Raw genomic sequence first — 25607 nt, 5'->3', positions numbered from 1 at the left:
GCTTAACCATGTCTGCCATGGTCGAAAGATTATCGTTATTTAAGGAAAGGCAGCCAAATTCGTGCTTAACCATGTTCGCTATGGCCTTCGTTCTTGCTTTGACCTATTTCTGTTTATCATGACCGGAAGGACTGCTCCCATCAATTTGATTTGAGGGAATTTAAAGTTGGATACCGGACGTTTATTGAATGAAATCATCGGCATAAGAATAAAATAAATACAGGTAGCCCCCACACCCAATAGTGATCCAAACGCGACATCTTCAAGGAAATGCTGCCCCAAATAAATTCTGGAATAGCCTGTTAACGCGGCTAGAATAAAACAAAACAGACCTATTCTTTTGTCCTTGGAAATAATAGCAACAGTAGCTGCCATAGCAAATGCAGAAGTCGTATGCCCAGAAGGAAAGGAATTGGCGTAGGCCACAGGTAACCAAGAGACAACATGGAATGTCGGGTCCCCTTTAAACATCGCTGCCGGACGCTCTGCATGAAATATACTTTTCAAAACACAGCATACCAAGCCCGAAAAAACATAAGTTCCAAAAATTCCCTTGGCGAAATTCCATTTTTTCAGAAAGCAAAACACAAGAGCTAGGGCTATAATACAGATCCCATCCCCAACATATGTGTTCAATGTCATGAGAATATCTGCCCACAGAGCATGATGACTATTAATAAACTGAAATGATTCGCTCTTTGTAACAAAAAGTAGGATAGAGGCAATCAGTATAAACCATATACCGAAGGTTATGAAAAAGGCACGATTGGTATTATATATCCTTTTAAATTGATTCTGAATCACTTTTATCATTTCACAGGCTTTATCGGACAAATTTAGCTGCCGAATATTAGTAAGTCATTAATTTGTAATAAAATTTAAATTAAGACAATTTTTACCAATACTGAAAATATTATGACAAAAGTCCGGAAATGTTACAGAATTAATGACATAATGAGTTGATTGATGATCAATACCACTTGATATATCTCTTGTTCTCGGAGTTCGACGTTCTATAATGGGGCTATCCGCAATCTTTTTATTTTGAACTAACAGCTGATCATATTTCAGGAACACAGTATGTTTTTTATTCAAGAGCCAATTATTCAAAAGCCAAAAAATGTTATTTCATATTGATGGGCGTTTCCAAAAAGTATTCCGGTAAGAATAATATCCATGCAATACTTTATAATAACATCGGTTTTTATTAAATCTGTTATGCGAACAAATTTAAAATCGAAAAGAAAATCAAAATGACAACTTTAATGTTTAACAATATGCCCGGCGGAGAGCAGGTGCAAGTCCTGCACATATCAATTCTTTTTGAGTGTACGCAGCACCGTTGGGCTACTTATTTAAAATCTTCAAAAAGTTATGCGAACACTCAAGAAGCAAATAAGCACACGACCTGAGGTCAAGAGCTTAAAAATCCAACCAACAATCAAGTTTAACCGCTGGAGCCAGAGTAGAGTACCTGTTATCAGGTTAAGCGGTCTCTGGCTAGAAAAATTAGGCTTTACCCCCGAAAAGCGGGTCTCTGTCATGACCATGGACAAGCTGCTCATTATCAAATTAGAGGAATAGCACTACAGAATAGCAAAGATGATTATGTCTTAAAATAAAACAGGAGAAATACCTTTTATCGTATTTCTCCTGCATTTGAAAAGCGACACTATTGCTATCACGTATCTCTATGTAGCCCCGAGCAGAATCGAACTGCTATCAAATGTTTAGGAAACATCTATTCTATCCGTTGAACTACGGGGCCCTTTCAAAAGCCAAACTTAGGTTTATTTTATAAATAAGTCAATAGCTACATGAAAATCCGCACTATATTTTTTGCAGCCCTCCATCATTAAGAAAAAAATAGCTCGATGATGATGTTCGACAATGCCTCAACGATCATTGCATGGCCATATACATCCAAATGGTTAATTTGGAATAGCCCTAGATACCCTGAGACAGTTCACTCATAGATATAGACACAACAGTCCAAAGCAGCTATCTTAAACAAATTGCAGTCGGTGCAATGTGCTCATCTATTTAACAGGAAAATTTAAAGTGAATTTTATAAAGAAAAAAATGTGGAGGGAGAAGGATTCGAACCTTCGAAGCCGAAGCAACGGATTTACAGTCCGTCCCATTTGACCGCTCTGGAACCCCTCCAGCATTGCGCTATTTTGAAATAGAACGTCGCAAAAGTAGGTTTTGCATAGCACTTGTGCAACTATTTTGATGCATTAATCTGTAACTACCCCAGTATGAATTGCTTTATTTTTTCGAAACATCCCAGATTCCGTATAAACACATTATCAACCACATATTATTATAATAAAAACTTATTGTTATATTCTAGTCATAATAGATTTTGATGATAGTGTATTGGTAAAATCAATTCGCTTTTTGATCGCAGTTGCCTTATCTTTGTGGCAACAAAAAAAGAAAGATATATTATGAGTTTCACAGGTAAAAGTTTTCCAAGCATTACGGTAGATGCAATCGATTATTTAGGCGACAATTTGCAGATCAACATTTTCGAAAAAGCAGTTAAAGAAGGTAAAAAAGTAATTTTATTCTGGTATCCAAAAGATTTCACTTTTGTATGTCCTACAGAATTACATGCTTTCCAAGAGGCTGCTGCTGAATTTGAAAAACGCAACACAATCTTAATCGGTGCTTCTTGCGACACAAACGAAGTTCACTTTGCTTGGTTAAACACTGCAAAAGATAATGGCGGTATCGAAGGTGTTGAATATCCTATTTTAGCTGATACTAACCGCAACTTATCTAGTGTATTGGGTATCTTAGACGTTCAAGAGGTTGAGCATCCTGAGTACGGTACATTAGCACAAGGATCTGCTGTTACTTACAGAGCTACTTATTTGATCGACGAAACTGGCCGTGTATTCCACGAGTCTGTAAACGATATGCCTTTGGGCCGTAACGTAAAAGAATATTTACGTTTGATCGACGCTTACGCGCACGTACAAAAATTTGGCGAAGTATGTCCTGCAAACTGGGAAGAAGGTAAAGATGCAATGAATGCAGACAGAAAAGGTGTAGCTGACTATTTAGCTAAACACTAACAATAAAAGACCCTAGGTCTTATCAACAGGGGCCTTTATCCCGGCTCCTGTTGATTTCTCCATCAATCACCTTAATAATAAAATCATGTTACAAGAATTAGAAAACGATAATTTACAAGAAATTGTAAACAATAACGATATTGTGATGGTTCAGTATGCTGCTACCTGGTGTGGTAATTGCAAAATCATGAAACCAAAATTCAAGAAATTGTCTGGCGAAAATGAGAATGTTCCTTTTATCATCGCTGATGCAGAAAAATTTCCTGAATCACGCAAATTGGCGAACGTCAATAACCTGCCTACATTTGCTGCATTTAAAAATGGTAAATTGGTGAATCAAGTACAAACAAATAAGTTGGACGCATTAGTAGAATTATTCAATGAAGCTGCCGGTAATTAAACATCTTACAGAATTCATCGAACAGAATGATGTCGACTATGTATTGGAGACCATCGAGACATTGGAAGCGCTTACTGAAGCTCCATTGAAAGATGAGGAACTCGACGTGATCGGTGAATTAATTTCTAACCTATACGGAGCAGTAGAGGTTGATAAATTGATAAAAGAAGGCAATCCGAAAAAAGATGCCTTAAATATGTTCATGAAACGTGTTTTAGGAGCAATTGACAAATAATTTTGCTTGATTAAACACACTGAAGTGAAACTTTCTTTTCATATTTTTAGTTGCCCAAAAGCTAAATTGTTGACAAAATTTAGCAATGTGGAAAACTAATTGAAGGAATCTGACAGAACTAAATATTTTCTACATATATTTACTATGTTAAAGGTTGCCACTTGGAGCGAAGCGACAAAATAACTATTCTCTAAAAATTCGTTTCAGGAAAAAATATTTTAATTGTTAAACGGAAATTTCAACTTGGTTGGAATTTCCGTTTTTTGTTTTCAGCTGGATTTTAAGCTAACTCCTTTATTTTCGTGGGGTTTCATCCACTTTATGGCGAATAATATACATTAAAATTACAATGTACAACGATGCGGTTTTGGATGAAATCTTTATCTTTAAGCATGCGAAAACCCTTTCTTTCCGTCATTATTCTATTGGCTAGTATGCTGTCAAAATCGACTGTACAAGCGCAAAACCCGCAGTGGAATGCCGCCGAGATTAAGCTTAACCTAGAAAAACTGAATGTTTTAGGCTCTGTCCTGTACTTTGCAGCACATCCGGACGACGAAAACACCCGTCTGATCGCTTGGCTGGCCCAAGAGAAAAAATATAGAACGGGTTACTTATCCCTGACCCGTGGTGACGGGGGACAAAATCTTATCGGTACTGAACAGGGCATTGAACTGGGACTGATCCGTACACAGGAACTTCTTGCTGCGCGAAAGATCGACAAAGGGGAACAATTTTTCTCCTCAGCCTATGATTTTGGGTTTTCCAAAACGCCCGAAGAAACGTTTGCCTTCTGGGACAAACAACGGGTGCTCGCAGAAGCAGTATGGTTGATCCGCAAATTCAGACCTGATGTGATCATAACAAGGTTTCCTCCTGATGCTAGGGGCGGACATGGCCACCATCAAGCCTCAGCGATGTTAGCACACGAAGCTTTTAAGGCTGCCGCAGACCCCAAACAGTTTTCAGAGCAGCTGCAATACGTGAAACCCTGGCAGGCGAAACGTCTCCTTTGGAATACATTTAATTTCGGGGGACAGGACAACACAAGCGAAGATCAGCTAAAAGTGGATATCGGAAACTATAATGCACTGATAGGGGCTTCCTATGGTGAAATTGCTGCGCATAGCCGTTCCTCCCACAAAAGCCAAGGCTTCGGATCTGCCGCTCAACGTGGTTCATCCATCGAGTATTTTGAATATGTCGACGGTACTCCCGCAAAAGCTTCTCCACTGGAAGGAATAGATACTTCCTGGAAAAGGGTCCCAAATAGCGGAACAGTACAGTCACTGATCGCTAAAGTCAATCAGACCTATCAAATGGACAAGCCTGAATCGGCTTTGCCCGATCTGATTCAGCTCTATAAAGCCCTGGATCAAATCAATGATACGTACTGGAAAAATGAGAAGAAAAAGGAGGTAGAAAAATTAATCTTAGCCTGTGCTGGAATTTGGTTTGAAAGTATCGCAAAAAATCCAGATTATGCGGTAGGTGATCAGATCAATGTCGACAACGCCATTATTGCAAGACGTCCGGATGTTACCGTACAATTGGCAAAGCTAAATGGCAAAGAAATCCATAAAACCCTTGTCAACAACCTTCTTTTAAAAGATGCTACCACCATTAGTGCTACAAATTCAACACAGCCTTATTGGCTAAATGAACCTCACGCCAAAGGAAAATTTAATGTCAGTGATTTCAATCTCACTGGTTATCCCGAAAACCCCAACAATCCAAAAGTACGCTTTGAATTATTGATCAATGGTACTGCAATCGCATTTGACCAAAATATACAATATAAATATACCGACCCCGTTCGTGGCGAAATCTATAATCCAATAGTTGTCCTTCCACAGCTTACAGCAAGGAGTTCAAGCCCATTGGCTTTGACTCAAAATGCCCAATCTGTCAAAGTAAACCTGTTGTTCCAAAAAAATGGACAGGATCCGGCACAATCATTTAATGTAAAGACTATTGGAGCAAAAGGCTGGGAAATATCTCCCGCTTCATTTGACCTCCAGTTTGCCTCTGATGTCAGTACTCTCTCCAAAGAGATCACTATAAGCCCCTTAGATGCCACTGTTTCGTCCATTGATACACTGCTTTTTCAAGTCAATCAAAAGGATAGACTAAAAGAGATAAAAACAATAGCTTATAACCATATCCCGGAGATTGTATATTTCCCTGATGTTGCTATAAAAATGAGCAATATCAATCTAAACAATGAAGTTAAAAAAGTAGCCTATATCCATGGCGCAGGAGATCTCATTCCGGAATCGCTCAGTGCAATTGGCATCAAAGTGGATGTGTTAACAGGCGAACAGCTATTAAAAAGTGATCTCTCAGGCTATGATGCGGTCATCTTGGGCGTAAGGATCTTTAATGTCAATAAAGATATCGCACAGATTCAAAATAGACTATTGGATTATGTGAATAACGGCGGAACCGTGCTCGAGCAATACAACGTAAGCAATGGCTTAGTTTCGAAAACTTTTGGCCCCTATGCTTTTAGTCTTGGAAGGAGTCGGGTTACCGATGAACTTGCCGATGTTCATTTTGATGAAAAAGATCCGGTTTTCAATTATCCCAATAAAATTACAAAAGCAGACTTTGACAATTGGGTACAGGAGAGGGGATTGTATTTCGCTGAAAATATCGACAAGAGATACCGTACACCAATCGCCATACAGGACCCTGGTGAGCCTTTGCATAAGGGATCATTATTGATTACGGACTACGGGAAAGGAAAATTTGTCTATACATCGCTATCTTTTTTTAGACAATTACCTGCTGGAATTCCTGGAGCTTACAGATTATTTGTAAATTTGTTATCAAAATCAAAATAAAATATCACAATGGAAAATCAGATTGACAACAACTGCACAACGATAGATGCTGGCAAAGCAAAAGGGATCATCCTTTTGGTCGCTGTAGTTTTTGGTGCATTAATTGGCTTCACTGCAAATGAGACATTTTTAAGCATCATTGGCGGTGCAGTTATTGGATTGATTATCGCTGCGTTTTTTAACAGTGTTATCTATCCTCAAAAGCCTTCAGACAGATAAAATACAGGATGAATAGCTGGAAACGCTACTATTGGATGGTCGTTATCTGGCTATTTATATTTATCCTTTTTCTGTACTTTTTTACGAAACATTATTCATGAGTACAGCAGATTGGGCCGTTCTATTACTAACACTTTTGTCGATTGTCGCCTACGGCATCTACAAAAGTCGAGGGATCAAAAATATTGATGGTTATCTTTTGGGCAATCGTTCTTTGCCTTGGTACCATGTCGGGCTTTCGGTAATGGCCACTCAGGCGAGTGCCATTACTTTTTTGTCTGCTCCCGGATTAGCATACTCCTCAGGAATGAGTTTTGTACAGTTTTATTTCGGTCTCCCATTGGCCATGATTGTACTCTGTATTACCTTTATCCCAATATTTCACAGACTTAAAGTTTTCACTGCCTACGAATTTCTTGAGAAACGTTTCGATGTTAAGACCCGCGGGCTTACAGCACTACTTTTTTTAATCCAACGGGGTATTTCCACTGGTATTACCATTTTTGCACCAGCGCTCATCATCTCAACGATTCTCCATATTGATCTGACTTTAACAACTCTGGTCATTGGGAGTTTTGTGGTTATCTACACCACCTATGGTGGTACAAAAGCGGTATCACATACACAATTGCTCCAGATGAGCATAATATTCGGCTCTCTGCTTATTGCGGGCATGCTTGTTATCCATCTTCTTCCGGCGGACATCGGTCTTTCGAAAGCACTGCATATCGCCGGCAAATCGGGCAAAACCAATGCCCTGGACTTCACATTTGACCTGAATAACAATTATACGTTGTGGACTGGGCTGATCGGAGGATTTTTCCTCCAGCTTTCTTATTTTGGTACAGACCAGAGCCAGGTAGGCCGTTATCTCACCGGATCTTCCATAAAGGAAAGCAGAATGGGGCTAATTATGAACGGACTTCTAAAGATCCCGATGCAATTTGCCATCCTGCTGATCGGTATCCTGGTATTTACCTATTATCAATACCACCAGCCGCCGATCTTCTTTAACCAGGTCGAAGTCCAGAAGTTGAAAGAAAGTCCATATGCGGCTTCCTACCAAGAGCTTGAACAAAAACATACTCAGCTATTCCAACAACGTGAATCTCTCGTCAATGGTCTCGGTACAGCACTGGATCAGGATGATCAGGAGAACATCGAGTTCTCCCGAACAGCATTGCATCAACTGAATGCCCAAATGCAACAAGTAAAAGACAGCACACTGACACTTATCAAGAAAAACAATCCTGCAGCTGAGACAAACGACAATAACTATGTTTTCCTTTCGTTTGTAACTAAAGCTTTTCCGAAAGGTCTAATCGGTTTGCTGATCGCTGTTATTTTTCTGGCATCTATGGGCTCCACCGCTAGTGCCATAAACTCACTGGCTTCAACGACAACCATAGATATCTACAAACGTTTTATAAACCGCAACGCAACCGAAAAGCAGGATCTCCTCTGGTCTCGTATATTTACCTTAATTTGGGGCATCTTTACCGTGGTCATTGCACTATATGCTAACAAGCTGGGCAATCTTTTAGAGGCAGTGAATATCTTGGGGTCCTTATTCTATGGCACAATCCTAGGCATATTTATCGTTGCTTTCTATATGAAAAAAATTCAGGGAAAGGCTGTTTTCATCGCCGCGATCCTCTCTGAAATCTTTGTCGTTGGCATCTGGTACCTAGACAAAATTCCTTTTCTCTGGCTGAATCTCATTGGCTGTCTGGCCGTCATGATAATTGCATATTTTATACAGCTTTCGCTCAGAAATAATTCGGCTGTACCAAATACAAGCAATACGCAACAGAACAACTTGGAAAAATAAAGTGACTTACTCGCAAATAAGATACCTGATTACGAGGTTGTATTTAATTAGCAGAGGTCTTCTTAATCCCCGCCAATATTAAAAAAGTCCGGATTCATAGCGAACCCGGACTTTTTATTTTTATAGACTGAGATGCCAATATCTTATCTAGCATCATCTATCAAAATTCGCATTTTGACAGCTTATTAGTATTTCTTGTAAATATTGTAAAGTACGCTCTTATCATATATGGTCAGCTCGGGTGTTGTATCCCGTACAATAAATTTACGCTTAAATGCAACGATGGCTGCCTTTAGGTTGGATGTATCATACCCGATGATTTTAAGCGCGTCAATGGCATTAAAACTGTCAGGAGGAGCAACCAGTTGGCCCTCATCATACCAGATACCAAATCCTCTGCTCGCAAGCTTCTTCCAGGGGAAGAAAACGCTAGGATCATTCTTTCGTGCCGGAGCGATGTCTGCATGACCAATAAAATTATTGTCAGGTATCAGGTATCGTGATTTTAATGTATCTAAAACGGTCATCAACGAATTGATCTGAGCATCTGGGAAGGGTTCTCTACCATTATTGTCCAATTCAATCCCAATAGAACAAGAGTTCATGTCCACAATCGATCCCCACTTAGCCACACCGGCATGCCACGATCGTACATAATCATTCAACATCTGAATAATTTCACCATTTCGACCAATCACATAATGTGAACTGACCTTGGTGCGTGGAATCTGAAACGTTTTTATCGTCTGACCAACACTATCTTGTGCCGTATGGTGGATAATCACAAAATTTGGCTTACGCACATCATAGTGAATGGCTTCTGCTTGGTGCCAGTAGGGGTGAGTCCCTGTCTTTTGTAAGAAGATGACCTTTCTCTCCTGGGGTGTCAATAGATTGGTGTCGGGTTTGGCGACAACTTTTTCCTCCAGTACAACCGCAGGGGCAAAAGACGCCACCAATGGCTTGGCCACAGCAGCTTGTCCCTTGGACTTACAGCCCGCCAAAGACATAAAAACAGCAAGTATGATCCCAATTGACACTGGTCTAAACATTATTTTGGTAAACTATAAACTATTCCCATAGCCAATGACTGGCTCAATTGAACTCTTGAAATAACATCCGGATCATAGATCATAATCCCGTTTAGATTGACGTTGATTACCCGAGTTACTTTCGCTGTTATTGTGACATCAAGACGATGGGTTGGATCTGAAATTTTTTCGTAATCAGCAAACAGATTATAACGTGCTTTCACATTTAGTTTATCCGTAAAATTCTTATCCAAGTTACCTGTGATCTGGAATGCCAATGCATTGGCAAAAGAACGGTCTTCCTTGACACCAAACCGCTCTCCTGTACCTTTTCGAAGATTTCCCTCTCCCTCTGGTTTATTCATGTCCGGCAACAGATAATAACCATATTTATCATAAAAGCCATCTACCGAACGAGGTTTTACACGCTCATCCAAAATAAAGGTCTGCCGTGCGGTACCCGTACCAAAACGCAACGAAAACTCATTGCTCGGCTTATACTCAAGACCGAAAGACTCGGTCAAATAAGCTGGCGCCATAAATGCATTTTCAATATAATCGATCGTGTCCTTGCCATTCACAGTTTTATACTTATACCCAGCATCAAATTGTGACTCAAAAGTAACCGATGTAAACAAGGCCCAATTAGCGGATAGTTTATAGGATAACTTGTTATCCCAAAATATACGGTCATTATTTTTCTTCGCGATATTACCCTTATTCCTGATCTTTCCATAACGGAGGTCAACTTCAGTCACGAAATTAAAGTTGTCCCGGGTATAGTCTGATTTGTGATTGGCATTGAGACCAATAGCAGTAGAACCGACACCACCTCCTTTCCAATTATCGTTAAAGGATGCTTGGTTTAAATTGATCCCAAATTTGGTCCAATGCTTCCAGTAATCGACCTCAAGATTGAGCTTGGGTACCACCGGACGAATAGTTTTGATATTTAAAGGTTGCTCTTTTTGGACAGAAATTACGGTATCTGGTTTTGCTCTAAGATCTTTCAGATCCTGTGCCTTTATGCTTGTAAAAGAAAGGCAAAGCAAGGCCATGCCGACAAAATTGAATAACTTCATTCTGAAAACGTCTATTTTTTATTTACGGTACTAATTTATAATTAATTGTTGGAAAAGGATCAATAAAATATTGAGAAGGGTTTATTCGATAACGGGAATAGCAATCTTTGATGTAATTTGTTACTTCGTAATCGCTTGCTGCCAGAATGAAAAAATAGGAGGGCCTAAATATTCTCCTAAATCGCTCGGCCTCTTCAAAATTGAGCCCCGTGACCTTACTAATAAGTTCCTTCGTAAATTTATAATCAATTACATTTTCCTTATAATCGTTTTCTATGGTTTTAGTCAGTCTACGCGCTCTTTTAGCCTCCTTACTAAACAGGCTATAAATAGAGTTGATGCTCAGTCCCGCCCCAGTAGGTCCCACCGAAAATACATCACCATATCCTGCCAACCGGTAGGCCTTCTCATAATCTTCTTTGGCTTTTTTCAGAATTTCCTCAGGATTCTTTCGTGCTGATACCTGCACCTCATCAATATAGATCGACTCCCGGATTAAATGAAACAACAATAATCCCTTATTGTCAACAGCAAGGGTATCTGAAAAATATTCTTTGCTCATTGCAACAATCTGATCACCTATCCGGGCAGAAAAGTCAAATTCACCTTTTATATTATTATAGAACACCTCTCCCGTCCTTAGATTGGCAAGTTTCACATTTCCGATACGTTGCTTGGTTTTTTTGTCAAATACGATCCCTTCAACTTTCTTTTCTTGGCAAAAAAGTAGGGGGGTAATGCCTAGTATGGCTACAAACAGAAAAATATAGCGTATTAGTTTCACTTTCGTAAAACTACTATATCGCCATACAAAACTGAAATATTTAACATCTTTTAAAGCGTAACTATTTAGATATAACCAATAGCTGTCCTAGGGACAATGCTTCATCTGTAAGGCCATTTAATGATTTGATCTGTTCGACAGAGACATTATAGAGCTTGCTAAGCGAATAAAGCGTTTCCTGCGCTTTCACCTCATGAATACGCATCGCTAAAGGGCTTTTGATCTCCTCAGTCTTCACAGTAGCAGGAGGGGTCTCCTGAACATTCTGGACAATTTCTTCTTTTACAACCTCTTCACGCACGACTTTCTCCTTAGGAGTCTCTCTTCGGTCATATTGATCAAGATGATATCGTTCTATCATTTCAATCAATAGATCCGGATAGCGGGGGTTGGTTGCATATCCTGCAGCCTTCAGTCCCTTAGCCCAGCCCTTGTAATCATCCTTATCCAACTTAAACAAAGCTGAATAACGGGGGCGTAGCAGAAACTCGGAGTGATCCCTAAACGATTGTTGAGGATTGTCATATACACGAAAACAATCATTAATATTGTCGTCGGGACGGGTCACGGATTTACCTTTCCATACGCCGCCGCACTTAATACCAAAATGATTATTTGCTTCACGTGCCAGGTAGCTATTGCCGTTGCCAGACTCCAACAGAGCCTGAGCGAGCTTAATGCTGGCCGGAATACCATATTTGTTCATTTCTGCAATTGCTATATCTTTATATTGAGCAATGTAGTCATTTCCAGCCATGGTGGGTCGGCCTACGGAAGAAGATGAAGAAGTTTTTGAATTGGATCCGGATTTAGAAGACGATAAGGTGCCTCTCCGGCTTGAACATGATGTAATCAACATCATGAATACAATCATGCCATAAAAAAACTTCTTCATGCAATAATGTCGTGCTTATTTTTTTGTTGACGAGAATTTATTTTGCTTGGAATCGTTATCAAACATATCAAGATGATATAGTTTGATCGTTTTAAGTACTTTCGCTGTCCAGTCTCTACTCGTAGAGTATCCCGAACGAGCTATTGCCTTGACCCAAGCTTCATATTTTTCTCCTGGATGTTTTTCAAAAAGGCTTTGAGTAGTCTTCTTTCTTTTTACTATTCCTACAAAGTCATCATATGAGTCTAATACAGACCTATAACCTTTGTAAGCTGACCGAATAACGGTACTTCTGTTCTTTCCTTTGACACCAAAGTGGTTATTCAAATTCTTTGCTATCCTGCTACCACCATTTCCGCTTTCATGCATGGCGATGGCTAAGATAACCGATGCTGGAACTCCGTGTTCCTCCATCATTTCTTTTGCTATTGGACTGTACTTATCGACATATGCCGCACTTTGAGCTGAAACTTTTGAAATTCCAAAAGTTGCCAAAGCCAGTACCAGTACAAAGCTTTTTAATTGTTTTAAATTCATGAAGAATGTTTTAGTTCTCAAATTACTTCTTGCGCAATGCAAAAAGTCCGTCTCGAATCGGTAATATTACCTTTTCTACGCGCTTGTCCTGAGCTAAACGTGCATTCAAATCAATGATCTGCTTTGTTTGGTTGTCTGGTTTTGAATCTAACACCTTACCTTTCCATAAGACGTTGTCAATCAAAATAAGTCCCCCAGACGGAACTTGATTTATTATCGTTTCGAAATAATATAAATTTCTCTTTTTATCAGCATCAATAAACACCAGATCAAATGTTTCATTCAATGTGGGTATAATCTCCGCTGCATCGCCAATATGATATCTGATTTTATCTGCGAATTCAGACGCATCAAAATAACTTTGGACTCTTTCCTGTTGCTCTTCATTGATATCAATGGTATGTAAAATGCCATCTTGCTGAAGACCCTCTGCGAGACATAATGTTGCATATCCCGTAAAAGTTCCGATCTCCAAAATACGTTTTGGAGCAACCAATTTACTCAATAAAGAAAGAACTCTTCCCTGGTAATGACCAGATAACATATGGGGCATTGTTTCCTTCAAATATGTCTCCCGATTTACCCTTTTCAGCAACGAATTTTCATCGTCTGTAGTATGTTCCAAATAGGACTCCAAATCGTTGGCAACAATTTCCATAACCACAAAGGTACCAAAAAACATTTTTATGATAAAAATATTTTTTTATAAACAACTGAAAAACAGTTTAATATAATTATCGGTTTGTAAAGGAATTTTTTAGTGATTTGCCTTAAAAGCTCAAAAACGCAATATCTACTTTTTTTGATTTTTGTATTTATTTCCAAATTTCATCAAAAAATAAGCCCTCGAGAAGACGTGCTTTTCGAGGGACTGTTTTTATTATTTATCGATAAAAACATTAAGCAAGATCTGCTGTGATCAAACGTAAAAATTCAGATCGGGTCACGTCATTTTGAAATGCACCTGTAAATGCCGAGGTTGTTGTAACGGAATTCTGTTTTTGCACACCACGCATGGCCATACACATGTGTTTACACTCCATCACGACCGCAACGCCACGAGCGCCTAACGTTTCCTGGATACAGTCTCTGATTTCGTTGGTCAAACGCTCTTGTACCTGCAGACGGCGAGCAAAGATATCCACGACACGCGGAATTTTACTCAAACCTACAATATGTCCATTTGGAATATAAGCGATATGTGCCTTTCCAAAGAAAGGTAACATGTGATGCTCACATAGCGAGTACACTTCAATATCCTTTACAACCACCATCTGGCTATAATCTTCTTCAAACATGGCTCCTCTCAGTACTTCAGCGGCATCGATATCATATCCATGTGTCAAAAACTGCAGGGCTTTAGCGACACGCTCAGGAGTCTTTACCAGACCTTCACGCTTAGGATCCTCTCCCAGGCATTCCAATATATCTGTATAATGAGAAGCGATGCGATCTACTTTTTCAGTATTGTATTTGTCGATCTTAATATATCCATCCAACTCTTCGTTGTCAAATGAGTGTTGACTCATAGTTTCTACTATTTAAATGTATTAAAGATTAATCGCCAAAATATTCGACGTAGTTATTTTCGGTTTCGTGCAAACGAACACTATGCAATGCCACTCCTTGTTCTTCAAAAAGTGGTTTCAGGATCTTGAATATCTCAATAGCGATATTTTCTGTAGAGGCCATGACACCCTTCATAAAATCAACATCCAAGTTGAAATTACGATGATCCACTTTATCAATGATGCTGCGATTGATAATTTCTTTCATGATCTTCAAATCGATCAAAAAACCAGTTTCGGGATTTACTTCCCCCTTGACTGTGACAAAAAGGTCATAATTGTGCCCATGCCAATTTGGATTAGAACAAAGTCCAAACACTTGTTCGTTTTGTTCATTGCTCCAATCTTCACGATACAGCTTATGTGCTGCACAAAAACGTTCACGACGAGTTATAAATATCATAATAATACAAAGATACGGCTTTAGGCCCAATTTTAACATTTCTATTTTAGGAATGCCGTCAGAATATGGTAATATAATTAACAAGTAAAGATCACCTGCCAATTTTTATTTTAATGTGCTAAAGACCTCCGCGATAATTCGTAATTTTCGCATACTATAAAAGAAGTCTATCATGAAGATATTAATCGTAGCCGCTACGCAATTCGAAATTCAACCTTTTTTGGAGGTTGCCGCCAACTACCCCAATTGTGACACAGTGATCACAGGTGTAGGGATGGTGGCAACAGCATTTGAATTGGGGAGGATATTACATGAAAACAAATACGATCTCCTTATAAATATAGGTATAGCAGGATGCTTTGACCGCAACCTGAAAATAGGAGAGGTGGTGCAGGTCACCTCAGAATCGTTTGTAGAATTGGGTGCAGAAGATGATCAGCAATTTATTCCGATTGAACAGTTGGGTTTCGGAAGATCCAAATTCGAGTCTTCTTTGCTTTATGGTGAAAATGTAGTGCTCCCCTTTTTAGCCCAAAGACATGGCATTACTGTAAATAAGGTTCATGGGAATACCGATAGTATCGCAAAAGTGCAACAGCTCAACCCCAACAGTTGTATCGAGAGCATGGAAGGTGCCGCTGTTTTCTTTGCCGCGGATAAGATGGATCTTCCGGTGATTGAGCTCCGTGGGATCTCCAATTACGTAGAAAAAAGAAACCGTGCCACGTGGAACATTCCTCTGGCAATAATGAATAGTAATAAGGCACTTATACAAACATTGGATTTCTTGCCGGACTTATTTTCCAAAATTTAATACAAAAGTCATCTACTTATTAAAAAATGACATAAAACTATACAATTAGGCTAGTCAAATCTTCAAAATATCAATTTTAAATAGTAGATTTGTAATCTAAAAATTGACACTATTTTACAACTGATGAGAGAAATACAATTCAGAGAAGCACTTCGTGAAGCAATGAACGAAGAAATGCGTAAAGACGACAAAATATTTTTATTAGGTGAAGAAGTTGCAGAGTATAACGGTGCTTATAAAGTAAGCCAAGGTATGCTTGATGAATTCGGTGCAAAACGTATCATTGATACACCTATTGCTGAACTTGGTTTTGCTGGTATCGCTGTTGGTGCAGCAATGAATGGTCTAAAACCAATCGTTGAATTCATGACGTTCAACTTTTCACTTGTTGCGATTGACCAAGTTATCAATGCTGCTGCAAAAATCCACTCCATGAGTGGTGGACAATTTTCTATCCCAATGGTCTTCCGTGGCCCGACAGGAAATGCAGGTCAGCTAGCAGCACAACACTCTCAAAACTTTGAAAACTGGTTTGCAAATACACCAGGTTTAAAAGTGGTTGTTCCTTCAAACCCTTACGAAGCTAAAGGTTTATTGAAATCTGCTATTATTGATCCAGATCCTGTTATTTTCATGGAATCTGAGGTCATGTACGGTGATAAAGGCGAAGTCCCTGAAGAAGAGTACTACTTGGAAATCGGAAAAGCAAATATCATCCAAGAAGGTACCGATGTTACTGTTGTTTCTTTCGGTAAAATGCTTCCTCGTGTTGTAATTCCAGCAGTTGAAGAATTGAAAAAAGAAGGTATCAGTGTAGAATTGATCGATTTGCGTTCTGTACGTCCTATTGACTACCCAACACTTATTGAATCTGTAAAGAAAACAAACCGTCTGGTTATCGTAGAAGAAGCATGGCCTTTGGCATCAATTTCTACAGATTTAGCATTTAATGTACAACGCAATGCATTTGACTATTTGGACGCTCCTGTAATTCGTGTGAATTGTGCTGACGTACCTCTTCCTTATGCGCCAACATTGATTGAAGCTGCTTTACCTAATGTAGAAAAAGTAGTTAAAGCTGTAAAAGAAGTATCTTATATCAAAAAATAATTGGATTCTTTTTTGAATCAAATAAAAATCCCTTTTACTGATTGTAAAAGGGATTTTTTTATATATTTATCTGTCCTGTTATTATTAACAAAAATTCCAATAGATGAAAACACTAAAAACAATAGCTTTGACGGCTGTATTCGCATTTGTAGTCCTATCTGTATCAGCCCAAAAGAAATATACCCTGCGGGTGAACCCTGAAGAGGGGAAGACAATAGCGCAAAATGTGATTATGGCAATGGATATCGAAACTGGCGAACAGAAGATTGTGACAGACTTAACAATGGGCTTTGATATTACAAATACAGCCAAGAAAGACAATTCCTTTCTATTTGAGCTTAAATACACTGGTATCAATATGAAAATGAGCGGAGAAGCCATGGAAATGACCTATGACTCCAAAAATCCGGAAGCAAATGAATTTTCAAAACAGATGCATGCTACAGTAGGCAAGCTAGTAGATAGTAAGATTAGCTTTTCAATAGATCAATTGGGAAAATCTTCGGATATAAAATTGCCGGAAGGCGTCAACCTTCCTTTTGATCGCAGTATGTTTGAAAATATTAGCACCGTATTGCCTGAACATGCCATTGGTATTGGAGAATCATGGAGTTCAAAATCAGAATCGGAAGAATCGGGTCTACTGGTCGAAAACAAAATGACTCTCGCCGAAGTAAATGAACAGGGTTATAAGGTAAATGTGGAAGGAAAAATGTTTGGATCGGACGCAAACCAGGTCGGTAGTATCCAAGGGTTCTATGTATTGGATAAAAAGACTTGTCTGACTAAAATAACGGAGATGACAAGTGATGTCGATATGCCTGAAGCAAAGATCAAAACAGTTATAAAATGCCAATAGATAGCAACAAAAAAGGGCTTAATTTTAAAATTAAGCCCTTTTTTGTTATCACAACGGTATTAAGCGTTGATTTCTTCTTTGTATTGATCTGCAGATAATAATGCATCTACGTCTGCTACATTATTCAATTTAATACGAACAATCCAGCCCTCACCATATGGATCAGAATTCACCAATTCAGGAGAAGCATCAATTGCATCATTAACTGATAAAATTGTCGCTGCTACAGGCAAAAACAAATCAGAAACTGTTTTTACAGCTTCGATTGTACCGAAAACTTCATTTGCGGCAACTTCTTCACCTACAGTGTTAATGTCAACAAAAACGATGTCACCCAATTCACGTTGAGCGAAATCGGTAATCCCTACAACTGCTTCATCACCTTCAACACGAATCCATTCGTGATCTTTGGTGTATTTCAATTCTGCTGGAAAATTCATTGTATCTAATTTTTTGATTTTTAATGCCGTGAAGTTACAAAATATCTTCAATTGTCAAAAATGATATTCATTATAAGATTTTTGTGTTTATTTTTAGATTATGAATCCTCAAATCGAAAAACTTTATCAGATAGCCCTAAAAAAAGAGCGTTTTATTATTGGTTTAATGTCCGGAACTTCATTGGACGGTCTTGATATCGCATTATGCCGTATCGAAAATGCCGGAAAGACCACAAAAATAAGCTTAGAAAAGTTTATCACAATGGATTATGAGGATATATTCAGAACCAAAGTCCGTGAAATATTTGCAAAAAGAACCATCGACCAACAGTTACTTTCGGGCCTCAACGCATATGTAGGGATCACCCATGCGAACCTGATCAACCAAGCCCTTGAAAGCTGGAATATTTCATCTACAGAGATAGACTGCATCGCTAGTCATGGACAGACGGTATATCATGCTCCGCAATCGTTGACGAAGGACCTCGGTTGGCCCAATAGCACACTACAAATCGGTGATGGGGATCATATTGCCATACATACCGGTATAATTACACTGTCAGATTTTAGACAAAAACACATTGCCGCAGGAGGAGAGGGGGCACCGTTAGCAGCCTATGGAGACTATCTTCTTTTTTCCCATCCCACCGAAAACCGATTTTTACTGAATATAGGAGGTATTTCGAATTTCACCTTTATCCCTAGCCATCAAAGCAATCTGGAAGCCTATGCAACAGATCTAGGGCCGGGAAATACAATGATGAACCAGTATATGAAAGCTCATTTTGACCAAGAGATGGACAGAGATGCCATGATTGCAAAAAAGGGGACGGTTAATGGGCCATTATTAGAGCAGCTCCTGGCGGAAGAATTCCTAACTTTGGAGTTTCCGAAAACAACGGGTCCGGAATTATTCAATCTTGATTACCTGAAAGAGGCTCAAAAACGTTCTGAGACATTAGATCTCTCAGCAGAAGATGTCATGGCAACACTCAATCGCTTTTCGGCCCAAGCGATGATCAACGGCATACGTCGGCAAGCCCTTGGGTTAGCGAATTTCTCGGTATATATCAGTGGCGGGGGACTGCATAATCCGCTACTTTTTGAGTACATCAAAGCAAATCTGCCGGACATCAAAGTAGAGAGCTTCGCCACATTAGGGGTTGATCCCGATGCGAAGGAAGCGGTATTATTCGCCTTGCTAGCCAATGAGACCCTCACTGGAAACAAATCCAATGTCGAGCATATAAAAGATTCTCCTGCGGTCTGTATGGGCAAAATTAGTCTACCAGAGTAGACTATTCGCTGTCGATCGCCTCTTGTAAAAACTCTTTGAAGGGTAACATTTTTTTATAAGAGGCGATAATATTATCCAATGCGTTTTTGTTTGACAGGTCTTTGATCGTCAAAGGTTGATCCAGAACAAAGCTTTTTAACTTGATAAAATCAATGTAGGGATTATCTTCGCCATAACCGGCAGGAGCACGTTTTAACAGATCCTCTTTGAAAAGATTTATTTTCCCCTCATCCAACAATCCATTCAGCGTCTTAGCCAATTGTTCGCCACTGTAGTCTATCTCCTGTCTTATAGCCTCCAGATGCGGCTTCTCCGGCCTCCAGTAGCCACAGGCAATAAATGAATTTTCAGCACCGATATGAATATAATATTCAGGGCCACGCAATTTTCTTCCATCAACAGATATTCCGGCTCCAAACCAGGTCTTATAGGGCGTCTTGTCATTTGAAAAACGGGTATCTCTATAGATACGGAACAGACATTTATTGGCTTGTATGGAGGTATTTATTTTAGGATCAAATTCACTCAGGGCAGCTATTAAATCCGTTAGAAAACTCCGTACATCAGCCAATGCGGACTCATATTTCTCCCGGTTATCTGCAAACCATTCTCTTGTATTATTTTCCTTTAATTCGGTCAAAAAATCAAAGGTAGATTTCTGAATGTGACTCATAATTCTTTTAACTGATTAAAATTAAGAAAATATAAACTATCGGTGCTGCCAATAATAAGCCATCAAAACGGTCCAAGAAACCTCCATGTCCCGGTAAGATACTGCCTGAATCCTTAACGTGCAAGCTCCGCTTTAACATCGATTCGACCAGATCGCCCAATGTTCCAACAATACTGATGATCATAGCAACGATAATCCATTGCCACAATGGCAAACTTCCAAAATATTTTTCAAGATTTACAGCTACCACAATAGCTAAAATGAAACCACCGAAAAATCCCTCCCAAGTCTTTTTCGGAGAGATCCGCTCAAACAATTTATGTTTACCAAAACTCCGACCTGCAAGATATGCTCCGGTATCGTTGGTCCAGAGCAATATTAAAAAACCGAGGGGAATATAATGATTATATACACCATTGATAAATCCTAGTTTCGCAAAAAGAAAGAATGGAAATGTGACATAACAGATCCCCAAAAAAGTATAGGCTATATCATTAAAGGGAAAACTTCGTTTTTGAAAAAGTGAAATAATATAGGTCAAACCGACCAGTGGTGTAACGAGCCATAGAAATTTAGGTTCCAAAAGGTTCATAGCTACCATAGACCCTACAGCAAATCCCGTCAACGCTAAAATGATCCCTAAGACCTTATTAGGCGCACGTTCTTCGGATGACACAATACCGTAAAACTCATACAGACACCATGCACTCAAGAGTGTAAAAAAGATGCTGTATAGGTATGGTCCAAATAAGGTGGATGCCACCATGACAGCTACAAAAATAGCACCGGTTATCGCTCTTGTCTTCATTTTAGTTCTCTCCCCCTACTTCTTCAATCAATCTTTCGGCAGTCTCAACCGAGTTTTCACTAACATATAGTTCTATTTTTCCAAACAGATAAGAAGAATCTTGCTTATTTAATATAACCGCGGGAATACCATTCTCTTCCAGCATTTGTTTTACTATTTCAGCCTGAATAGCATTTGTATATATTTTAATTTTCTTCCAATCGTTCTCCATGGTTTCCTTTTTGTGTTGACAGATAAAATAAGAATACAAAAATAGCAGTAAAAATGAAGCCTACAACATATATCCACCAAGATTGCACTTCAAATGCATTGATTTCAGCGTAACTTTTACCATTTTTTGTATAATAAAAGGCCATGATCGTAGCGCCTGCATTGTTGACGAAATGACCAAAAATAGGCAACCAAATATTTCTGCTCCATAAATAGAGATAACCAAAAAATGCACCCAACAACATCCGTGGTATAAATCCAAAAAACTGCAGATGTATGGCGCTAAAAACAATAGCCACAATCCAGATAACAACGTGGGGGTTGGAAATCCATCTTCCGACAATATTTTGAAGAACACCTCGAAATAATAGTTCTTCGCCTACTGCAGGTATCAATGCCAGAACCACCAGATTAAATAGAAATCCGATAAAACTTGTTTCCACGATAATCCCCTTGATCAGATCTCCTGATTCTCGCTCACTACGTTCCATCCATACCTGCACAGATCTCATATTATCAGGCAACTGTAATGACTCGTTCCAATGCCCTATTAAGCTCATCAATGGCATAAAAGCGAGCATTGCGAAAAAAATATACGCAAACTGCTTTGCCTGTGGCGTATATTCCTGTTTAAAATAAGAGATCCCATACCCCTCTCGGGTATTCATCAGGTAGGCGGGCACAACAAAGGATCCCAAGCTACTCAACAGCAATAGAAAACGCATTTCATTCGCTGATCCTTGCATTAGGGTAGCCATTGAAAATGCCTGTCCTGTAAACTTGTAGTAGAAAAAGATGATAAGGATACCGATGACCTGTGAGAGAAAGGTAAATCCGATGACCAACAGGACCAAACGCAATAACGATTGAAAAGGGGAAGTAGTTTGCTCGGGGTACATAAATCTAAAATATGCTTTAAAGATAACAATAAAAGCATGTTACTTTATAAAATCACTGCATTTCAATAGCCATTACTTCATTAAAGTAGTGGAAAAAGACCATTTACTAAAAGCCTGACCCCAGATACCTTAAAATAATTATCAAAGCAAGATAATCTGCTCCAAAAACATGCAAAAAGGCTTTGGAAATAGTTTCCAAAGCCCTTTTTATCGCTATTCCTTTATTAGTTCACCCGTATTGGATCTGCAGGTTTCTGTAGATTTTTGTAAGGATAGGTTTTCATTTCTTCCAATAAAATCTTCACCGTTCTTTCCAATTGTGGATCACGTCCTTCTAGCAAATCTTTTGGTAATTGCTCAACAAAGATATCCGGAGCAACACCCTCATTTTCTATAATCCAGTTGCCTTTCAGGTCATATACACCAAAGTTTGGTGAAGTAATACGTCCACCATCCAATAACGGCGGGTACCCACTGATACCGACCAAGATTCCCATTGTTGTACGGCCAACCAATTTACCGAGGCCTTTGAAACGGAACATGTACGGCATCATATCACCTCCAGAACCGGCATTTTCATTTATGATCATCGCCTTTGGTCCGTAAATACCATTACCTGGAGTCGTAAATCCCTTGCCATCGCGAATACCCCAGCCAGATATTAATTCACGGGATAGTAGGTCAATGACATAATCGGCTACCCAGCCTCCACCATTGTTTCTTTCATCCATCAGAAGGGCCTTTTTATCCATCTGGGAGAAATAATAACGGTTAAAGTAGGTATACCCCTCAGGTCCTGTATTTGGCATGTATACGTAAGCGATTTGTCCATTGCTTAGCTGATCTACTTTTTTACGGTTGCGCTCCACCCACTCCATGCTACGCAAGCTCATTTCGTCTGTAAAAGAAATCGGTTTTACAATGACTTCGCGAGCACCAACCAGAGACGGCTTGGAATTAATTTTTAAGGCTACCTGCTTGCCTACGGTATTATCAAATAGACTATAGATATCCTTATCTTCCGTTAATTCAATACCGTTTACAGCGACAATATAATCACCTTCTTTGATATTCAATCCCGGTTCTGCCAATGGTGCCTTAAAAGAAGGATTCCACTCCAAACGTGTAAATAACTTCGCTATCTGGTAATATCCATTTTTGATCGTATAGTCAGCCCCTAATACACCTACTGACACAGATGGGGTAGAAGGTTGATCACCCGGATAGATATAATTGTGTCCAACAACCATTTCGCCCATCATTTCGTTCAATAAATAGCCTAAATCAGAACGATGGTTAACAAATGGAAGAAACTTCTCATATTTGGTTTTCATGGCTTTCCAATCAGCACCATGCATATTCTCTACATAGAAATAATCTTTCTGCATTGCCCAAACTTCATTGAAGACTTGTTTCCATTCGGCAACAGGATCTACCAATTGTTGGATACCATCCAATTTTATTGCACCTGCAGTTGGAGATGCAACTTTCTGTCCGGCATTTACGATATTATAACCATTCGCTGTCTGATATAACATTTTCTTGCCATCGGCACTGATCACAAAACTGCGGGCATTCTCGACCAATGTCTTATTTTCCAGATCTTTAAAATCGTAGGCCCCAATGGTACCTCCGCGCTGATAGGTCAACTGGTTTGGAACCAAGCCATTCAGATTCCAATAGGTACCTACCGGCAAAGGTAAAGCGACAATACGGTTCTCGATACGGTCAAAATCTACCTGAATGGATTTGTCTTGAGGCTTATTAGCCGGAGCTTCTTCCTTTTTATCTTTTTTCGGTGCTTTTTTATCGTTTTCTTTTACGCGAGCTGTTTTGTTGTCTTCTTTTTCAGCTGGTTTGTCCGCTTTATCTTCACGAATCTGCTCTTCATCACTTTCATTCTTAAAGAACGAAGGGGTTTTACTTGACAAAATAAAGGCATATACAGCATAATCAACATTACGTTGCGTAGCGGACATATGTAGACCGGAATTGGTCAATCCTGTATTGGTACTCGCCGTGAAGAAAAGATATTTGCCATCCTGTGAAAAGGCAGTACTGCGAACAGAACTCATACCATCTGTAATTTGCTGCGTTTTCTTTGTATCCAGATTGTACATAAATACAGCCGGTACGCCGTTTTCCAAAGTACGTGTAAACGAAATCCATTTTGAATCTGGAGACCAGCTCGGTTGAAAATGATTGGATACTCTACCGGTTTGTCCACTCAGCTTATCGTCTGCGACCTTTACAATAGCCTTAGATGCGATATCAATATAGTACAGATTGAGGTGAGCGTCATTATAGAATAATTTCTTCGAATCTGGAGACCAGGTAGGCTCAAAATAAAAATTGGTTTCGCCCAGATTGAAATATAAAGGCTGATCCTTTCCAAATTGATCTACTAAAACCAACTGATAGGAACCTTTTTTATCTGAGATGTAAGAAACCCATTTTCCATTGGGAGACCAATCTGGAAAACGTTCATGAGAACCTGGTGAATTCGATAAATTACGTGCCTCACCTTTCTCTTTAGGCACGGTAAAGATCTCACCCCGTGACTCAAATAGCGCCCGTTGGCCTGTAGGAGAGAGGGCCGCGTAGCGAATGTCCTCTTTGATATTTTTGTAATACGGACGCTTAAACATAGCATCCGTATTTACGCTAATATGTAGGGCGGTTACCTTATTGTTATTGTTTAAGCTTAATGTATTCAATACGCCAGCATATTCAAAAATCAGCTCATTGCCATTTCCATTGAGCGAGCGTACATCGTAGTCTTTGAAATCAGTTAGTTTTTCAACTTTCTTTGATTTGGTATCGTAACTGAAGATGTTTACTATTTTATCACGATCCGATAGAAAATAGACCTTACTGCCTAACCAAAGGGGTTTAACATCGTTGCTTTTCACCTGTGGAATTGCTTCAATTTCCTTGGTTTTTGTATCAAAAATCCAAATAGTAGGTGTACCACCACCTCGATAACGCTTGAAAGCGACACGATCGCGCTCCGTAGGATCAGTATTTTTGATATAAGCCCAATAACGCCCATCCGCAGAAGGGCTTCCTTGGTTAGCCTCAGGCATCAATAAAGCTTTGTCCATACCCAATCCTTGGATATTAGAACTATATAATCGCGGGCTCAGCGCATAGGTAAAATCACGCGATGTTGTATAAAATACCTCGTCATTATTCAACCAGCCACGCAATACATCCGAAGATGGGTGATACGTAATACGCTTGGGCTCACCTCCTTCAATAGGAAGTACATATACATCTGTATTACCATCATAATTGCCTGTAAATGCTACTTTTTTTCCATCAGGAGAGAACATTGGGTTTTGTTCTACGCCAGGGTTTGTTGTTAGACGTTTTGGATTTGCACCGTTTTTGTCTGCGATCCAAATATCGCCGCCGTACACGAAAGCAATATTATTGGCGCTGATACTTGGATTTCGGAGCAATAAAGTTTCCTGCGCTTTGGCCTGTAGAAATGATGTTCCTACTAAAAACGCAGCAATAAACTTAAAATGAGTTTTATTCATAAATGTTTAGTGGTTAAAATTTATTATGCAAAGCT

General features: G+C 39.3%; 26 protein-coding genes and 2 tRNA genes. 11 read left to right on the top strand and 17 right to left on the bottom strand.

Going from position 1 to position 25607, the window contains the following annotated elements; all coding sequences use genetic code 11:
* Positions 1-78 precede the first annotated feature (78 nt).
* Positions 79-642 carry a phosphatase PAP2 family protein gene (locus ABFX33_RS12095; protein ID WP_487047294.1) on the bottom strand — a complete coding sequence of 188 codons (564 nt, stop codon included), beginning with the start codon at positions 640-642 and terminating at the stop codon, positions 79-81.
* Between the two features lie 732 nt (positions 643-1374).
* Between ABFX33_RS12095 and ABFX33_RS12090 the strand changes: the two genes are divergently transcribed.
* On the top strand, positions 1375-1584 hold the full coding sequence (locus ABFX33_RS12090) for a SymE family type I addiction module toxin (RefSeq protein ID WP_346086255.1): 210 nt from the start codon (positions 1375-1377) through the stop codon (positions 1582-1584).
* Between the two features lie 112 nt (positions 1585-1696).
* Here the strand turns inward: ABFX33_RS12090 and ABFX33_RS12085 are convergent.
* A tRNA-Arg gene (locus ABFX33_RS12085) sits at positions 1697-1768 on the bottom strand.
* A gap of 317 nt (positions 1769-2085) precedes the next feature.
* Positions 2086-2166: transfer RNA gene (locus ABFX33_RS12080), tRNA-Tyr, on the bottom strand.
* 260 nt (positions 2167-2426) lie between these two features.
* On the opposite strand from ABFX33_RS12080, the gene ABFX33_RS12075 reads away from it, so the two are divergent.
* The 6 genes from ABFX33_RS12075 (at position 2427) to ABFX33_RS12050 (ending at position 8617) form a co-directional block, all read left to right on the top strand.
* Positions 2427-3086 (top strand): peroxiredoxin, encoded by a 660-nt coding sequence (locus ABFX33_RS12075; protein ID WP_346086254.1) that lies wholly within the window; start codon positions 2427-2429, stop codon positions 3084-3086.
* A gap of 85 nt (positions 3087-3171) precedes the next feature.
* Positions 3172-3486 (top strand): thioredoxin family protein, encoded by a 315-nt coding sequence (locus tag ABFX33_RS12070; protein WP_257096061.1) that lies wholly within the window; start codon positions 3172-3174, stop codon positions 3484-3486.
* Positions 3467-3721, top strand: coding sequence for a DUF6952 family protein (locus ABFX33_RS12065; protein ID WP_346086253.1), 255 nt, complete (start codon positions 3467-3469; stop codon positions 3719-3721). Before ABFX33_RS12070 ends, ABFX33_RS12065 begins: the two co-directional genes overlap by 20 nt.
* Positions 3722-4113: 392 nt before the next feature.
* Positions 4114-6567, top strand: a complete 2454-nt coding sequence (locus ABFX33_RS12060) for a PIG-L family deacetylase (RefSeq protein ID WP_346086252.1) — start codon at positions 4114-4116, stop codon at positions 6565-6567.
* Between the two features lie 9 nt (positions 6568-6576).
* Positions 6577-6786: a hypothetical protein gene (locus ABFX33_RS12055; protein WP_104384789.1), complete on the top strand. Its 210-nt coding sequence runs from the start codon at positions 6577-6579 to the stop codon at positions 6784-6786.
* 97 nt (positions 6787-6883) lie between these two features.
* Positions 6884-8617 (top strand): sodium:solute symporter family protein, encoded by a 1734-nt coding sequence (locus tag ABFX33_RS12050; RefSeq protein WP_346086251.1) that lies wholly within the window; start codon positions 6884-6886, stop codon positions 8615-8617.
* Positions 8618-8802: 185 nt separating this feature from the next.
* Here the strand turns inward: ABFX33_RS12050 and ABFX33_RS12045 are convergent, their stop codons facing one another.
* The 8 genes from ABFX33_RS12045 to ABFX33_RS12010 form a co-directional block, all read right to left on the bottom strand.
* A complete protein-coding gene (locus tag ABFX33_RS12045) occupies positions 8803-9669 on the bottom strand; it encodes an N-acetylmuramoyl-L-alanine amidase (RefSeq protein ID WP_346086250.1) in 867 nt (288 codons plus the stop codon).
* Entirely contained in the window at positions 9669-10730 is a 1062-nt protein-coding gene (locus tag ABFX33_RS12040) for a DUF3078 domain-containing protein (protein WP_257096050.1), read from the bottom strand. Before ABFX33_RS12040 ends, ABFX33_RS12045 begins: the two co-directional genes overlap by 1 nt.
* A gap of 22 nt (positions 10731-10752) precedes the next feature.
* Positions 10753-11514 carry a hypothetical protein gene (locus ABFX33_RS12035; RefSeq protein WP_346086249.1) on the bottom strand — a complete coding sequence of 254 codons (762 nt, stop codon included), beginning with the start codon at positions 11512-11514 and terminating at the stop codon, positions 10753-10755.
* Between the two features lie 61 nt (positions 11515-11575).
* Positions 11576-12409, bottom strand: coding sequence for a glucosaminidase domain-containing protein (locus tag ABFX33_RS12030; RefSeq protein WP_223584024.1), 834 nt, complete (start codon positions 12407-12409; stop codon positions 11576-11578).
* Between the two features lie 15 nt (positions 12410-12424).
* Positions 12425-12946 carry a glucosaminidase domain-containing protein gene (locus tag ABFX33_RS12025; protein WP_120261318.1) on the bottom strand — a complete coding sequence of 174 codons (522 nt, stop codon included), beginning with the start codon at positions 12944-12946 and terminating at the stop codon, positions 12425-12427.
* Between the two features lie 22 nt (positions 12947-12968).
* A complete protein-coding gene (locus ABFX33_RS12020; RefSeq protein WP_346086284.1) occupies positions 12969-13604 on the bottom strand; it encodes an O-methyltransferase in 636 nt (211 codons plus the stop codon).
* 241 nt (positions 13605-13845) lie between these two features.
* Positions 13846-14475 carry a GTP cyclohydrolase I FolE gene (gene folE, locus ABFX33_RS12015; RefSeq protein WP_104384782.1) on the bottom strand — a complete coding sequence of 210 codons (630 nt, stop codon included), beginning with the start codon at positions 14473-14475 and terminating at the stop codon, positions 13846-13848.
* 28 nt (positions 14476-14503) lie between these two features.
* Complete coding sequence (locus ABFX33_RS12010; protein ID WP_282251461.1) at positions 14504-14917, bottom strand: 6-pyruvoyl trahydropterin synthase family protein; 414 nt, start codon at positions 14915-14917, stop codon at positions 14504-14506.
* 172 nt (positions 14918-15089) lie between these two features.
* Between ABFX33_RS12010 and mqnB the strand changes: the two genes are divergently transcribed.
* From mqnB to ABFX33_RS11995, 3 genes are all read left to right on the top strand, one after another.
* Positions 15090-15731, top strand: a complete 642-nt coding sequence (gene mqnB, locus ABFX33_RS12005; RefSeq protein ID WP_346086248.1) for a futalosine hydrolase — start codon at positions 15090-15092, stop codon at positions 15729-15731.
* 123 nt (positions 15732-15854) lie between these two features.
* The gene (locus tag ABFX33_RS12000) at positions 15855-16841 is read left to right on the top strand and encodes a pyruvate dehydrogenase complex E1 component subunit beta (protein WP_346086247.1); all 987 of its coding nucleotides are present in this window, start codon (positions 15855-15857) and stop codon (positions 16839-16841) included.
* Between the two features lie 103 nt (positions 16842-16944).
* Positions 16945-17700, top strand: coding sequence for a DUF6263 family protein (locus ABFX33_RS11995; protein ID WP_346086246.1), 756 nt, complete (start codon positions 16945-16947; stop codon positions 17698-17700).
* A gap of 59 nt (positions 17701-17759) precedes the next feature.
* Here the strand turns inward: ABFX33_RS11995 and gcvH are convergent, their stop codons facing one another.
* Positions 17760-18140, bottom strand: a complete 381-nt coding sequence (gene gcvH / locus ABFX33_RS11990) for a glycine cleavage system protein GcvH (RefSeq protein WP_120261313.1) — start codon at positions 18138-18140, stop codon at positions 17760-17762.
* A gap of 100 nt (positions 18141-18240) precedes the next feature.
* Between gcvH and ABFX33_RS11985 the strand changes: the two genes are divergently transcribed.
* Positions 18241-19437, top strand: coding sequence for an anhydro-N-acetylmuramic acid kinase (locus tag ABFX33_RS11985; protein WP_346086245.1), 1197 nt, complete (start codon positions 18241-18243; stop codon positions 19435-19437).
* 1 nt (position 19438) lies between these two features.
* On the opposite strand, the gene ABFX33_RS11980 is transcribed toward ABFX33_RS11985, so the two are convergent.
* From ABFX33_RS11980 to ABFX33_RS11960, 5 genes are all read right to left on the bottom strand, one after another.
* Positions 19439-20110 (bottom strand): DUF2461 domain-containing protein, encoded by a 672-nt coding sequence (locus ABFX33_RS11980; RefSeq protein ID WP_120261311.1) that lies wholly within the window; start codon positions 20108-20110, stop codon positions 19439-19441.
* A 7-nt stretch (positions 20111-20117) separates the two neighbouring features.
* A complete protein-coding gene (locus ABFX33_RS11975) occupies positions 20118-20918 on the bottom strand; it encodes a phosphatidate cytidylyltransferase (protein ID WP_346086244.1) in 801 nt (266 codons plus the stop codon).
* A 1-nt stretch (position 20919) separates the two neighbouring features.
* A complete protein-coding gene (locus ABFX33_RS11970) occupies positions 20920-21129 on the bottom strand; it encodes a putative signal transducing protein (protein WP_346086243.1) in 210 nt (69 codons plus the stop codon).
* Positions 21104-22027, bottom strand: a complete 924-nt coding sequence (locus tag ABFX33_RS11965) for a CPBP family intramembrane glutamic endopeptidase (RefSeq protein ID WP_346086242.1) — start codon at positions 22025-22027, stop codon at positions 21104-21106. The genes ABFX33_RS11970 and ABFX33_RS11965 overlap by 26 nt, the downstream gene beginning before the upstream one ends.
* A 224-nt stretch (positions 22028-22251) precedes the next feature.
* Positions 22252-25572: a S41 family peptidase gene (locus ABFX33_RS11960; protein WP_346086241.1), complete on the bottom strand. Its 3321-nt coding sequence runs from the start codon at positions 25570-25572 to the stop codon at positions 22252-22254.
* Positions 25573-25607 lie beyond the last annotated feature (35 nt).

Origin of the sequence: Sphingobacterium ginsenosidimutans (assembly GCF_039536865.1) — a bacterium.
GTDB classification, from domain to species: domain Bacteria; phylum Bacteroidota; class Bacteroidia; order Sphingobacteriales; family Sphingobacteriaceae; genus Sphingobacterium; species Sphingobacterium detergens.
Note: the sequence above shows the minus strand (reverse complement) of the source record. Positions and strands in the feature narration are given on the sequence as shown.

Bases quoted from the DNA above. Each gene is read 5' to 3' on its own strand.
- gcvH (WP_120261313.1), bottom strand. From the start codon at position 18,140: ATGAATTTTCCAGCAGAATTGAAATACACCAAAGATCACGAATGGATT.
- ABFX33_RS12055 (WP_104384789.1), top strand. From the start codon at position 6,577: ATGGAAAATCAGATTGACAACAACTGCACAACGATAGATGCTGGCAAA.
- ABFX33_RS12025 (WP_120261318.1), bottom strand. From the start codon at position 12,946: ATGAATTTAAAACAATTAAAAAGCTTTGTACTGGTACTGGCTTTGGCA.
- ABFX33_RS11995 (WP_346086246.1), top strand. From the start codon at position 16,945: ATGAAAACACTAAAAACAATAGCTTTGACGGCTGTATTCGCATTTGTA.
- ABFX33_RS12050 (WP_346086251.1), top strand. From the start codon at position 6,884: ATGAGTACAGCAGATTGGGCCGTTCTATTACTAACACTTTTGTCGATT.
- ABFX33_RS11980 (WP_120261311.1), bottom strand. From the start codon at position 20,110: ATGAGTCACATTCAGAAATCTACCTTTGATTTTTTGACCGAATTAAAG.
- ABFX33_RS12090 (WP_346086255.1), top strand. From the start codon at position 1,375: ATGCGAACACTCAAGAAGCAAATAAGCACACGACCTGAGGTCAAGAGC.
- ABFX33_RS12095 (WP_487047294.1), bottom strand. From the start codon at position 642: ATGACATTGAACACATATGTTGGGGATGGGATCTGTATTATAGCCCTA.
- ABFX33_RS12045 (WP_346086250.1), bottom strand. From the start codon at position 9,669: ATGTTTAGACCAGTGTCAATTGGGATCATACTTGCTGTTTTTATGTCT.
- ABFX33_RS12030 (WP_223584024.1), bottom strand. From the start codon at position 12,409: ATGAAGAAGTTTTTTTATGGCATGATTGTATTCATGATGTTGATTACA.
- ABFX33_RS12065 (WP_346086253.1), top strand. From the start codon at position 3,467: ATGAAGCTGCCGGTAATTAAACATCTTACAGAATTCATCGAACAGAAT.
- ABFX33_RS12020 (WP_346086284.1), bottom strand. From the start codon at position 13,604: ATGGAAATTGTTGCCAACGATTTGGAGTCCTATTTGGAACATACTACA.
- ABFX33_RS11965 (WP_346086242.1), bottom strand. From the start codon at position 22,027: ATGTACCCCGAGCAAACTACTTCCCCTTTTCAATCGTTATTGCGTTTG.
- ABFX33_RS11970 (WP_346086243.1), bottom strand. From the start codon at position 21,129: ATGGAGAACGATTGGAAGAAAATTAAAATATATACAAATGCTATTCAG.
- ABFX33_RS11975 (WP_346086244.1), bottom strand. From the start codon at position 20,918: ATGAAGACAAGAGCGATAACCGGTGCTATTTTTGTAGCTGTCATGGTG.
- ABFX33_RS12010 (WP_282251461.1), bottom strand. From the start codon at position 14,917: ATGATATTTATAACTCGTCGTGAACGTTTTTGTGCAGCACATAAGCTG.
- folE (WP_104384782.1), bottom strand. From the start codon at position 14,475: ATGAGTCAACACTCATTTGACAACGAAGAGTTGGATGGATATATTAAG.
- ABFX33_RS12000 (WP_346086247.1), top strand. From the start codon at position 15,855: ATGAGAGAAATACAATTCAGAGAAGCACTTCGTGAAGCAATGAACGAA.
- ABFX33_RS11960 (WP_346086241.1), bottom strand. From the start codon at position 25,572: ATGAATAAAACTCATTTTAAGTTTATTGCTGCGTTTTTAGTAGGAACA.
- ABFX33_RS12060 (WP_346086252.1), top strand. From the start codon at position 4,114: ATGCGAAAACCCTTTCTTTCCGTCATTATTCTATTGGCTAGTATGCTG.
- ABFX33_RS12070 (WP_257096061.1), top strand. From the start codon at position 3,172: ATGTTACAAGAATTAGAAAACGATAATTTACAAGAAATTGTAAACAAT.
- ABFX33_RS11985 (WP_346086245.1), top strand. From the start codon at position 18,241: ATGAATCCTCAAATCGAAAAACTTTATCAGATAGCCCTAAAAAAAGAG.
- mqnB (WP_346086248.1), top strand. From the start codon at position 15,090: ATGAAGATATTAATCGTAGCCGCTACGCAATTCGAAATTCAACCTTTT.
- ABFX33_RS12040 (WP_257096050.1), bottom strand. From the start codon at position 10,730: ATGAAGTTATTCAATTTTGTCGGCATGGCCTTGCTTTGCCTTTCTTTT.